Origin of the sequence: Paenibacillus sp. TCA20 (assembly GCF_000732325.1) — a bacterium.
Lineage (GTDB): Bacteria > Bacillota > Bacilli > Paenibacillales > Paenibacillaceae > Paenibacillus > Paenibacillus urinalis.
In genome coordinates this window covers 760116-772494 of the sequence record NZ_BBIW01000001.1, presented here as the reverse complement: position 1 = coordinate 772494, position 12379 = coordinate 760116, and the positions used below count along the sequence as shown (strand labels likewise).

The window sequence follows — 12379 nt, the reverse complement described above, 5'->3', positions numbered from 1 at the left end:
GGGATTATTTTGTTCAAGGAAGATAGACTTCCGCAAAATGCTAGAGAAGGCATTATTTTTATGTTGATCGTGTCCATTATTTCGGTAAACACCATTGGGCCCATCATATTGGGGTTGGAACGAGGCTTTAGCGTAGCCAATTACTTAGAAACATTGAAGGTCATCCCGTTCATGTGGGTTATCGTTATTCTGTTAGTGAAGCTGGTGGCAGGACCTTTGGTTCGCAAGGTATTACCCAAATTTGTGGGTAAAACAGATGGTTTTAACGCCAGAGTGTTATTGAACATTGTAATGAACGTGACGGTTCTATCGGTTCTGTTAACGATTATCGGTACCTGGGTGGGGATGAGACAAATATCTCTAGAACCTTTCCACAACTTCTTTCCGACATGGTTTCGAAATTTTGGTGTTGCCTTTTGGATTGAACTGCTTGTCGCACAGCCGATCGCAAGATTTGCAATGAAGAAGATTCATGCAAGTCAGGCTAACCGAGCAGAAAATGTAAGCTCTTAATTTGTTAATATAATATACTTCAACGATATGAACAGCCACTTCCATGAGGGACCTGGCTGTTTTTTTATATTCAAGGTAATAGATTTACTGGAGGTAAATATGCGATTTTTATATAGTCTGTTGCATGCATGTATTGCAATGGCTGTTATAGCCGTCTGTATCATGGTTTCAACAGTGCTCGGTATAGACAAGTACCTGTATCTGTTTTTCTGTGCGGCTGCCCTTACTGTTCTTTTTATTGGGAGAAACTTATATAACAAAGGTTCACGTGCAATGGCTATCCTATGTTACGCATTCTCTTTCGTCTTTCTCATGCAAGCTTGGGTATTGTAACAATCCCTGATGAATTACAAAAGACAATCTTAATTACATAATAATATGGAAATTATTTTGACGTAATAGCAGTGTAGTTTCTTAATTTTCTATTGTAAAATAAGCGATTGCTATTTTAGGAGGAAATCCGTGGAATATAAAGATTTGTATGTATATCACATTGTTACTAAGAAAAAAATGATCCCTGGACAGAGGATATTCTATGATAATAACCAAAAAAATTCTCTATATCATTTCTTTTTTGAGAAGGAGCGTTTGAATTCCAAGGGAGGGGATTTTATACATATTTTATATGGTAACTATAACCATGAGGGTTTGAAGTTGGACAGAGAAAATGCCGATGTAGCACTTAATTATGTAGGACAGACGATTAGAGCGATTAGAGAAACGATTGTCGAAATGGTGAGACTACAGGAATATCCTGAGTATCCTTCGAGACTATCCTGCTTATATGCTGCAAAAAGCTATGAAGACGCATTAAAGTGGAAAGCGATATTTGATTCGTATAATCGAAAGGTATTGCGGCTTGTTAAACTAAGAGTTGTAGGTGGGATCTTCGAAGGTGATGCAAATTTATTACCTAAAGAAGATGGTGCTTCGTTCTCACGCAAAATTGAACAGGCTAGAGAATACTGGAAGAGGAATATTAACAACACACTTCCTGAGCTCTTAATTAACGGACAAATTGAGGTTGTTGAGGTTGTTGAAGATTACTTTCCGACTAATGATTTTTGAAAAATGGAGTGTTGACTCTATCAAGGGATTGACATTCATAAACCTAATTGTCATTTCATAAAACAACAGGTAGATAATAATTATATGTAATCTCTCCGTTTTGTTCATCAGGATTGCAAGTTACTCTAGAAAGAAAGTACTTCGGACAGCCACGTAGTTGATTCCAAATTACAGGGAGGTTATCTGATGGTTGATGTATTTGCTGTTGCTGACATTATTATCAGGCATATTAAGGATCATTATCCTCAAGATGTAGCGATTGTAGGATTTTATGGGTCATATCTGCAGGGTCGAGCGACTGAACGATCAGATTTGGATTTCTTTTTCATTCCAGCTACAACCAGAGGGAGAGAAGTAGAGTGTCAGTTCATTATTGATGGTATAAGTTTTGACTTCTGGCCAATTGGGTGGGAACGTGCAGAGAGAATGGCAACTGCTGAAGATTGGAGCACGACAATTATAGCAGACTGTGAGCTGTTATATGTCCGATCAGATGATGATCTTGCGAGATTAATAGAACTACGTGAGACTATATCCAACATGGGAAGTGAATCCAAAACAGCTGAAATGATCACCAAAGCCGAATCGATATTGAACAATTGTCTTATTAGCATAGCTAAAATGCGAATTGCTGAGAATGCCAAAGATCTGAGTTATTTCCGAACCCAATCTCAAGAGATCGCAGCAAATATCTTTAAGTCTCTTGGGTTGTTGAATCAAACCTATTATACACGTATGTGGGGGCACTATCGTAAGCAAGTCCGGAATCTTTCTCTTAAACCGGAGCAACTGGACAAGCACCTGGATACCCTAATGTTTAGTTTAATTCCAGAAGAAATAATGTTAGCGTGTGAAAAATTAACTACAGATACACTTCGTCTTATCTCGATGCGACGAAATAGTCAAGAAGTGGTGCGCTTCTATAAAGGACACATGAGTGGATACTACGAAGAAGAGAGAGGGATGATGAATAAACTGCTAACCGCGTGCGAAACAGGCCACTACGAAACGGCATTTTTCGTAGCAATAAGTGTACAAGACAGTTTATCTCGAATTTTGTATGCTGCAGAGAAAGGACGTTGGCCTAGTACTGCTGACCTTGGTGAATATCGTGAATTCTATGATAGTTATGGATACCCCGATCTTATCGCATTGTTAAATCCCACAAATTTTGAACCGTTGCGTTTAGCTGTACTGCAATTAATGGAAAAGCTAGAAAATCACCTCAAAACAGAAGGTGTAGCTGTAAACAAGTTTGACTCTGTCACTGAATTCGAATCATATTACATAAATAAAATTTGATGACATAACGATCCAATGGGACTTTACCAACAGTTCACGAAGGAGTGGTTGGAATGTTAATGAACTGGTTTCTAATGGCAATTTGCGGTTTTATTATCTTCAGATTATTTAGTCTATACACAAAATCCTACTGGAAAAATGATTTGATTATAGCTGCGGCGCAAGGATTTGTGATTTCTTTAATCGTGATTCTTATATAAAATTAGTGTCTTTGATTTATTCCAGTAAAATCCAAATGCATTGTAACTTACTGGTTGTAAATATCGTAAGATCAATTTATTAGAGGTGAGATTGATTGAAATTGCTCAGATTGATAAGAGAAACAAGAAAAATGGAAAGTAATCAAAATGCGTGGAAAGGCCTCGGTGTTACTGAGTGGGTTATAGGAATGATTTTTGTAATGGTTTTATTAATGATCATCAATTAAATATTCAATGGAGCAGGTTGCCGATTGGTAGCTGTTCCTTTCGCACTTCAAATCACGATCTGTCATATGGAAATATATATTCAAGGTGAGTTTATAGTCCATGCTTCAGAGTTATCCTTTTTTTCTAAATAGGTGCCACTTTCGGTATCGAGAATAATAAAATGTTTTTCTGATACAGGGATAAATTCGTACTTGTTAGTGGTAAGGCTATTATCTGGTATTTGAATATTTGGTTGAATATTTGGTTGATCTTTAATAGCATCTGAAATTAACCATGAGCTGATTACTAAACAAACACCTAAGAAAATGACAGCCAAACTCTGAAAATGTGATTTGATTTTGCCCACTCCTTTTGTGAATATTTGTTCGATACTACTTTAACACGGCTTTTTCAACTAAGGTTTGATTACAAATTTAATAAACTTCATTAACGGGCTGTCTGGTTTAAATAATGAAGTAAATAACCATGTGGGGCTTACCGAAAGGTAAGGTTTATCTTATCCCTTGTACGAACGAGTGGGAATATGAACTAATTAAATTCTACCATTAGTATAATGGTAGGGTATTTGATTAGTGTTTAGTTCATTTATTTCGTAATAGTTCCATAAATTCAATCACTGTTTTAGCAAGTTGATTATTCTGCATTGCATCTTCTTGTTTTATTAAAAGTTCTTTTTCCTTGAGATAGACGAGACTATTTTCCTTCCTGTAAGCAATTATTCTATACTCAATAGACTCATCAGGAGAATAACCTAGTGATATTAAGCTCTTATCTTTTGTAGCTGCTTTGTAGCTCCTTACTTTTAGATGTCTTTCAATCCCTAAACGTTTAGGGCGCTGACTGAGAATATACAGATTGGATTTCTTAAGAGTTTCGAATATCGCATTCTGTAACTCTTCAATAGTAATATTACGCTCTAATTCTAGAACGGGTCCATCATCTAAAAAATTTAGAAACTCTCCGGCTTCATTAAGCACCGGCTGATGTGGGCATATAAACATATGCTCCTCATTAAAATAAATTATTACTTTCTTAAAACATTCCTCTAACTTTAACACATCATCAATCCTTTTAATTCTATTTAACAAAGAAGAAGCTTCGTCTAGAAAGATCATTCCAAGTAACTGTAAATACTTTAGATACAGTAGGTATCAAACAATTCATGTCAGCAGTGTCTAATGAAATTATAGCCATGTTAGCCCTCGTTCACCATCTTCAATATACTTGCTCTAGTGAAAAAACTATAATTGATCGAATTCCCAATAATCTTTGTTTATTAGGGTATAATCATGAGGCTGACGCACTAGTTTCTCGGCTATTGATCTAACCATCTTCTAATGAATGACGTTAGAATGCTTATAACCCAATATTAGAGGAGGAAAATCCATGCTGGATATTAATCAAATTAAAGAGCTTATTCCCCATAGATATCCCTTTCTTTTGGTCGATAGAATCTTAGAAATTGTTGAAGGAAAGAAAGCTGTTGGAATTAAAAATGTGACTTTCAATGAACCTTATTTCCTTGGTCACTTTCCTGACTATCCTGTCATGCCTGGAGTCTTGATTGTAGAAGCATTGGCACAGGTGGGTGGTATCGTTATGTCTAACTTAGAGAGCAATAACCATAAGATAGGGTTACTGACTGGTATTGATCATTGTCGGTTCAAAAAGCAAGTTAAACCAGGGGATCAGCTCCATCTTGAATTCGAAGTGACCCGAACCAAGGGACAGATTGTCAAAGGAACAGGCATCGCAATGGTAAACAATGAATTGGTTTGTGAAGCAGAAATAATGTTTGCGTTTAATTCTATTGAGGCATTCAACTAACAGGCAGATTAGTTTAATAAAATAGTTTTGAAAAGAGTAAATTGACATATATTTATTACATAATTTTAAATAATTGTAAACTTATAAGTAAATAAAATTCTGGAGGAATACGATGGCTAAATTTTCGATACATCCTGAAAGATCAACACTTCATGGCTCATTCTCAAAGGAATACAATCCGATTCTAACCATTAACTCCGGAGATTCAATTTGTTATAAAACTTTGGATGCAGGTTGGGGAATGGAACCATTTCCCTCTTCAGGTTCAAGGAAAAGATTTGAGCCTAGAGAACGTACAAGAGATGGGGGACATGCTTTGTGTGGACCTATTGCTATACGTGGCGCAGAACCCGGGATGACACTCGAAATAAAAATTAATGAAATACGTCCAGGATCTTGGGGATGGAATAGTGCGGGTGGGTTTCAACATCCAATTAATAAGAGATTAGGGGTAGCTGATGGTGAAGAATTTCATCTGAATTGGAATATAGACAGCGAGTTAATGGTTGGCACAAGTAATAAAGGACATAAGGTAGTTTTAAACCCTTTTATGGGTGTAATGGGTATGCCTCCTAATGAGCCTGGTGTTCATTCTACATTTCCACCGCGCTACTGTGGTGGAAACATTGACTGTAAAGAACTAATCGCGGGGAGTTCATTATACTTGCCAATCCCAGTGCCAGGTGGATTATTTTCAGTCGGTGATGGACACGCCGTACAAGGAGATGGTGAAGTAGGATGTCCGGCATTAGAATGCCCAATGGATATCGTTGATCTGGAATTTATCGTACATGAAGAGATGAGCATTAACATGCCTCGAGCTAAAACTCCAACTTCCTGGATTACAATGGGTTTCCATGAGGATTTAAATGAAGCGTCAATGATAGCTTTAGAAGGTATGTTGGACTTAATGGGTGAAATGTACGGATTTGAGCGTAAAGAAGCATTGGCTCTTGCAAGTCTCGTCGTCGATTTGCGCATTACACAATTGGTGAATGGTGTTCGTGGAGTTCATGCAGTATTGAACCATGGCTCCATCAAATGAGAGTTTAAAAATGAAAAGTAATTAGAGGTAAGTCTACCTCATTAAGCTAACGGGCAGGTTGGTTTAATAGTTCTACTGTGTATTCAAAATATATAGTATGATTTATTAGATTTTTAAGAGGGAGGGCCCAATGAGGATTAATCAAGTGGAATATTATGTAAATAATTTACATTACTTTATAAGATCCGCTAAGGAAGAGGATGCAAAGAAGCTTTCTGAAGTAAGAATACAGATAGATGGAGAGACTGAATATCTAGACAGGGAACAGGGTGAAGGATACATAGATGAATTAGGATTTAGAAAATTAATCGATAACGATTCTAAGAGCAGCAATAATCTATTCTTAGTAGTTGAAGCTAATGAACAAATCGTTGGTTTCTCTAGATGTGAAGGGAATATCTTAAAAAGATTTTCTCATAAAGTAGAATTTGGGGTATGTGTATTAAAAGAGTACTGGGGGTATGGGATAGGTAAAAATCTATTAAGAGAATCTATTCGGTGGGCTGAATCTAATGGGATTAAAAAGATTAGTTTAAATGTTCTAGAAATAAATAAAAAAGCTATTGAGCTATATAAACGTAATGGTTTTGAAATAGAAGGGATTTTAAAAAATGACAAAGTTTTGTCTGATAATAAATTCTATAGCACTATATTAATGGGGAGAATTAACGAATAGGATTTTGATTTTTAGATGCTTCAACTAACGGGCAGGATATTAACAAGATAGCATGTTAATCAATGATTGACTTACTATTTTATCTATAGTATTGTTTCTTCTTTATGTATTTCATAATGGAGAGGGGGAATTAACAAAATGTTTGGAATAATAAATTACGAAATATTTTTGCTTACAGGAATTCTTATCAATTTAATTCCTGGGGCAGATACAATGTATATTGTTGGAAGAAGTGTTTCGCAGGGTAGAAAAGCTGGAGTATATTCTGTTTTCGGTATTATTAGTGGATCGTTAATACATACTTTGTTAGTTGCTTTTGGTTTGTCGATTATACTTACAAAGTCCATTGTATTATTCAATATCATAAAAATAGTCGGAGTTATGTATTTAGTTTATCTGGGCATTAGAATGTTACTTGATAAATCAAATTTAAATTTCAGTGCATCGAAAACAAATAACCTTAACCCCAGAAAAATATACATACAAGGGATGTTGACAAGTCTTACAAATCCAAAAGTATCTTTATTTTTCCTATCCTTTCTTCCACAATTTATTGATACAAAGTCTTCTGGTCCAATGCCATTCATAATTTTAGGACTAACATTTTCATTCACTGGATTGATGTGGTGCCTTTTTATTGCTTATTTTTCCTCTTTCATCACTAAGAAGATTAATGTAAACGAAAGAATTGGTACCTACTTAAACAAAATAACTGGGGTTATATTTATCGGATTAGGATTAAAATTACTTGCAACGAAAGCACCTCAATAAATTGGCAACACAGTTTTAAAAATTCACTTCGCTAAGCTAACGGGCAGGATAGTTTAATAACTATTTGTGCAAAAAAAAGACATCACCTCGAACTGGTGGTGTCTTTACTTCAATACAATCAGGCATCGAGTTCTTCTGTTTTGGTGCCATACTGAAACGGACCGGATCGGGTGCGGACAGATCGAGTAAGTGCTTCAGCTCGTCATCGTTCAGCTGTAGTTCTTGGCTTATTTGAAGACAACACATCAGGGGGAGGATTCTTCTCTAGCCCTGCTCTAGCCAGGTATAGTAAGTAAGATTGGCATTAGCAAGATAAGCGACTTCCTCCCTTCGAAGCCCAGGGATACGCCTTCGGACGAGTACAAGGTGAACGAAAGCTTTTATGAAACTTCTTTTTCATGACAAGGGATCTCGCATAGACTAGCCTTCGAAAAAAATGTCTGCCCTTTACTTTGATACAGGAAGGTTCCGAGCCTCAGCCCTTCGATAACGTGCAGCCCCAATTAGCATTGGAATGGAGATCAGAAGACTGACCACAACCGGAACAATGGATCCTTCAAGTCCAAACTCGCCTCCTGTGAGAAGTGCGGCACCGTTCATTTCTACAGTAAATAGACCGGCAACTGAGTGTCCGGATACGGGAAAGCCTAGCAACCCTTCAATGGCATTCCATGCAAAATGCAGACCCATGATAAACCATAAGTTCCGCCGCCACAGGAAGGCCGCTCCGAGCAGAACACCTGCTTCCAGGGCTATAGCGAACGCACTCCATAATGTTGCCCCTGGATTGCCAAGATGCGCGACTCCAAAGAATAGTGAGGTCACAGTGAGTGCGAGCGGTTTCCCTCCCAATCTATCAATGGCTTGAAACATAAGTCCACGAAAGATAAGCTCCTCGACAATGGCTGCTCCTAGAGCTGCCCCAATGGAGGATCGTAGAACAAGACCCGCATTCACAGAACTTGCCCACTGAAAGGAGTAACCTCCCAGGGCCGTAATAATAAAGACGGACCCTGTGATAAAGAGTGCCCCGGTAAGTACGCCCAGTAAGGTTTCAATCCCTGCTCGTTGTCTAGAGATCTCTGGAGTGGAGCGCCGGGCCAGATATGTTAGCGTGAGCTTATAAACTAAGATAGCCAGCGACCCCATCACTAATGTAAGGACAAGGGAAATCGTCCCATCTACCCGCTCAGTCAGCTGCCGGAATAAGGTATCTATAAGAACAATACCGATAGCTCCCACAAGCATCCAGACGATTGGAAAACTCCAAAATGAACTCCGAGCGCTTAATTTGACGCCATTCTCCAGGCTCTCTTTATTTTCAAATGCTTTTTTCTTCATGTTCAACATCTCCTCCTCTGTTGCTTGATGCCATGAGTATAGGCTGAAAAAGTCATATGAGACAGTGCGCTTTTGTCATCATTTAATCTATGGCTATATGTGAAAGAAGCTGGTAACTCTAATGAGTTACCAGCTTCTTGACGATCGGCTTATGAATGATCCAGCATTCCCGAATCTCGGGCTATACGGGCGGCCTCCCGCCTTCCTTTCACATTCAGCTTCGAATAAATCGTTGAGATATAATTTTTGACCGTCCCTTCACTAAGAAACAGCGCCTCGGCAATGTCTTGATTACGAAGGCCAGATGCCAGCTTATGCAGCACTTCTATTTCACGGGCAGTGAGCCCGAATTCATTATTTACCGCAGGGCTGTTATTGTTGATCCTCTTGATCATTTTACTTGCCATTTCCTGCGAGATTAAAGTCCCTCCCGCCTGAACTACCCGAATGCCTGCAGCCAGTTCTTTGGGATGAAGGGCTTTGAGCAGATAACCTTCTGCTCCACAGCTTAACGCCGCTAATACATATTCAACTTCCTTATAAGAGGTCAGCATAATGATTTTGGTTGCAGGTAGTCGATCTTTAATCAGAGTCGTTGCAGCGACGCCGTCCATGACTGGCATATTGATATCCATTAACACAATATCCGGCAAAAACTGCTCACAGCCCTTCAGTGCCTCCTCGCCATTCTTGGCCAAACAGACAATTTCCAAATCTTCTTCCATGGACAACACGATATGTAAACTTTCGAGAATCAATTCCTGATCATCAGCAATCAGTACCTTAATTTTCTCCATGCGGCAGCACTTCTTTCAGCGGGATTTCACATCGGACTTCGGTCATTGCTGGATTTCCTTCCCTAGATAATAGCTGAAGGCGACCGCCTAACTGCTCAACTCGGTCTTTCATCGTGGTCAAGCCGAAGCCGTAATTCAGCTTGTCGATCGGGTTCCCGTTATTTCGAACGGACAATTGCAGATCATTCTCGGAAAATTTAAGCTCTAGATGAAGCAGAGATGCCTTTCCATGCTTTAGTGCGTTTGTAAGGGATTCCTGGATGACCCGAAGGATCGCCTGCCGTACTTCAAAACGTATGGGCCGCTCTGTCTCAGGGAGAACTAGAGTTATAGCAGTGCCCGTATGCTCCCGGAAACGGACTACTAGGGATTCAACCTGTCGAATCAGACTTGATTCCTGTTCTTCTCCCATCTCGTGTACGATGTTTCTCATTTCATCCAGATTGTTTTCAGCTAATGATCTTAAGCGAATTAATCGATCTTTGGCCTCGGCAGGCTTGCTATCCATAAGGGCAATAGAGGCATCAAGACTCAGGATGAGTGAGATAAAGGAATGCCCCAGTGTGTCATGAAGCTCTTTGGACATACGATTTCGTTCTTTTTGCAAAGTCATTTTCTCAATCTCGGCCGAATAGTGAGTTAACAGCTTATTTTGACGTTCCACTTCGGCTACCAGTTTATTCTTCTGATCATACGCCTTGGCGACGAAGCTTGCCCACATGCCGATGAAGCAGAACAGCAGATTGTCTATTCCGATACTTAGGGCTTGCTCCCAAGCTAATCTGAGGTGAGACTGAAAGGAAAAAGGAATGAAAACAACGATGGGAATGATCCAAAAAATTTGCTTAGTCAATAAGTATCCCATTGTAAGACTCGGCAGCAAATAGTCCGCTTTTGAAGTCAAATCCGGATAAATCACAGAATTTACATAATAAGAACCGCCAAGTAACAACTCTAGTATACAAAACCAGACTTTGTTCATCCGGCGCTGAGGAAACCAGAACAGCAAAGGGACGACAAAGGCTATGCTCAGCCAGACCGCATGAAATAACGTTCGGATCGAAAACTCATTTACCATCAGAACCTGGGACAACAGCAAAATATAATGGTACAGACGAAGAGCAAATATACCCCAATCCATGAACGATAATATTCTTTTCATACCATCATTTTACAGGAAATTTATAAACTTGGAACCTCGTATTCAGCAGTTTAGATTCCTCCTCTAGAATAAGGTTGTAGGCCCGAATTCTATAAATTGGTGAAAAATAAGGCCCTTGGCGACAATGCCGTGGGCCTCTCATTAGGTAAGCGACGAATGCCTTCATTTAATTTCGTGTTAATCTTGAGAGTGAATTATACCCAAGTGGCGATCGTTTGAACTGGGAGGCGATAGGAAGGATAGCCTTCTTTGGCAGCTTTGCCTATGGAGATTAACATCACAGGTTGGAACCGTTCCTTATCCAGGCCGAAAACTTCAGCGATTTGGTCTTTGGCATACCCGGCCATTGGATTGGTATCATATCCGTGGGCACGGGCAACGAGCATGAGCTGCATACATATGATACCCGAGTCAATGAGGTTCATGTCACGCAGATCAGATGGGTTCATGCTCGCATAATAAGGTTTCGCCTGTTGCATCTGCATTTCCTTGATGTCTTGTGGCATATATCCAAGTTCTACTGACTTACTGAATATTTCGTCCATATATTCAATGTTGTTAGCATCGTAAAATACAGCAATAACAGCTGATGAGGTAAGGACCTGCGTTTGGTTGAAAGAGGCCAGTGGCGCGAGCTTCTCTTTACCTTCAGCGGTGTCGATGACAAGGAAACGCCATGGTTGCATGTTAATGGCAGAAGGGGCTCGGGAAGCTTTCGCCAATATTTCGGTCATTTCCTCACGTCTGATTTTCACTTCGGGGTCGTAGACTTTAATAGAACGACGCTCCAAGACGATTTTATTAAAATCATTTGTTTTGGCGTATTGGCCAGTAATTGTATTCATGTAGGATCTCCCCTTAAAATCATATTTGTGAGTTGGGTTAAGCTTTAATCCGTCTCACTATGAGGAGTGTAAACTATGAAGTATACTTTATAGCAATAATAAGAATCGAGGGTGATTCATATGAAGATTAGTGAAGTAGCCAAAATAGCAGACCTTCCCATATCAACTATCCGATATTATGAGAAAATAGGAATTATCACGGATGAGTATGTGCTAAGAGACCAGAACAACTATCGGAACTATGCACCAGGTATTATTCAACATCTGAAAGTGGTCAAAAATTGTTTGTCTGTTGGTTTTACGATTCAGAATATACAGTCCATGATATCCAAAAACGGATTCTCAAAAAATGAACAAACTGGCATTATCCAAGAGAAGATATCAGAAATTGAAGAGGCTCAGAAGAAATTGGAAAATTCTAAACAAAATCTTTACGATATGCTTCATTCCGATACTACGTGTGAAGATGGGTTTGGAAAGTATTAAATCTCCTATCGGGGGACAAGAGCATATTCCCATTGAAAGTCGCTAAATAAGCGACTTTTTTATTTAATCGGTTCACGTTCTTATCCCGAGCCAATGAGAAGAACGTGGTCCGATTCCC

Annotated in this window: 14 protein-coding genes; 8 read left to right on the top strand and 6 right to left on the bottom strand. The window is 39.0% G+C overall.

The genetic code is table 11. The annotated features are described in order from the left end of the window. Window positions 1-9 precede the first annotated feature (9 nt). The 3 genes from TCA2_RS03655 (at window position 10) to TCA2_RS03640 (ending at window position 2883) form a co-directional block, all read left to right on the top strand. Window positions 10-513, top strand: coding sequence for a hypothetical protein (locus TCA2_RS03655; protein WP_152557612.1), 504 nt, complete (start codon window positions 10-12; stop codon window positions 511-513). Window positions 514-1023: 510 nt separating this feature from the next. Continuing rightward, a complete protein-coding gene (locus TCA2_RS03645; protein ID WP_047910258.1) occupies window positions 1024-1581 on the top strand; it encodes a DUF2441 domain-containing protein in 558 nt (185 codons plus the stop codon). 186 nt (window positions 1582-1767) lie between these two features. Then, the gene (locus TCA2_RS03640; RefSeq protein ID WP_047910149.1) at window positions 1768-2883 is read left to right on the top strand and encodes a hypothetical protein; all 1116 of its coding nucleotides are present in this window, start codon (window positions 1768-1770) and stop codon (window positions 2881-2883) included. 507 nt (window positions 2884-3390) lie between these two features. Here TCA2_RS03640 and TCA2_RS03635 read toward each other — a convergent pair. Next, window positions 3391-3657 (bottom strand): hypothetical protein, encoded by a 267-nt coding sequence (locus TCA2_RS03635; RefSeq protein WP_152557608.1) that lies wholly within the window; start codon window positions 3655-3657, stop codon window positions 3391-3393. Window positions 3658-3892: 235 nt separating this feature from the next. Further along, on the bottom strand, window positions 3893-4369 hold the full coding sequence (locus TCA2_RS03630) for a hypothetical protein (RefSeq protein ID WP_193745976.1): 477 nt from the start codon (window positions 4367-4369) through the stop codon (window positions 3893-3895). 328 nt (window positions 4370-4697) lie between these two features. On the opposite strand from TCA2_RS03630, the gene fabZ reads away from it, so the two are divergent. The 4 genes from fabZ (at window position 4698) to TCA2_RS03610 (ending at window position 7630) form a co-directional block, all read left to right on the top strand. Continuing rightward, complete coding sequence (fabZ, locus tag TCA2_RS03625) at window positions 4698-5138, top strand: 3-hydroxyacyl-ACP dehydratase FabZ (RefSeq protein WP_047910146.1); 441 nt, start codon at window positions 4698-4700, stop codon at window positions 5136-5138. A 112-nt stretch (window positions 5139-5250) separates the two neighbouring features. Next, window positions 5251-6183: an acetamidase/formamidase family protein gene (locus TCA2_RS03620; protein WP_047910145.1), complete on the top strand. Its 933-nt coding sequence runs from the start codon at window positions 5251-5253 to the stop codon at window positions 6181-6183. A 130-nt stretch (window positions 6184-6313) separates the two neighbouring features. Beyond that, on the top strand, window positions 6314-6859 hold the full coding sequence (locus TCA2_RS03615; RefSeq protein WP_047910144.1) for a GNAT family N-acetyltransferase: 546 nt from the start codon (window positions 6314-6316) through the stop codon (window positions 6857-6859). Window positions 6860-6997: 138 nt separating this feature from the next. Then, a complete protein-coding gene (locus tag TCA2_RS03610; RefSeq protein WP_047910143.1) occupies window positions 6998-7630 on the top strand; it encodes a LysE family translocator in 633 nt (210 codons plus the stop codon). 447 nt (window positions 7631-8077) lie between these two features. On the opposite strand, the gene TCA2_RS03600 is transcribed toward TCA2_RS03610, so the two are convergent. The 4 genes from TCA2_RS03600 to TCA2_RS03585 form a co-directional block, all read right to left on the bottom strand. Continuing rightward, entirely contained in the window at window positions 8078-8971 is an 894-nt protein-coding gene (locus TCA2_RS03600; protein WP_052511712.1) for a CPBP family intramembrane glutamic endopeptidase, read from the bottom strand. A gap of 149 nt (window positions 8972-9120) precedes the next feature. Beyond that, the gene (locus TCA2_RS03595; RefSeq protein WP_047910141.1) at window positions 9121-9768 is read right to left on the bottom strand and encodes a response regulator transcription factor; all 648 of its coding nucleotides are present in this window, start codon (window positions 9766-9768) and stop codon (window positions 9121-9123) included. Beyond that, window positions 9755-10909, bottom strand: a complete 1155-nt coding sequence (locus tag TCA2_RS03590) for a sensor histidine kinase (RefSeq protein ID WP_081872173.1) — start codon at window positions 10907-10909, stop codon at window positions 9755-9757. The genes TCA2_RS03595 and TCA2_RS03590 overlap by 14 nt, the downstream gene beginning before the upstream one ends. A gap of 215 nt (window positions 10910-11124) precedes the next feature. Continuing rightward, entirely contained in the window at window positions 11125-11775 is a 651-nt protein-coding gene (locus TCA2_RS03585; protein WP_047910139.1) for a nitroreductase family protein, read from the bottom strand. Between the two features lie 120 nt (window positions 11776-11895). Here TCA2_RS03585 and TCA2_RS03580 point away from each other — a divergent pair, with 120 nt between their 5' ends. Then, on the top strand, window positions 11896-12261 hold the full coding sequence (locus TCA2_RS03580) for a MerR family transcriptional regulator (RefSeq protein ID WP_047910138.1): 366 nt from the start codon (window positions 11896-11898) through the stop codon (window positions 12259-12261). Window positions 12262-12379: the final 118 nt, after the last annotated feature.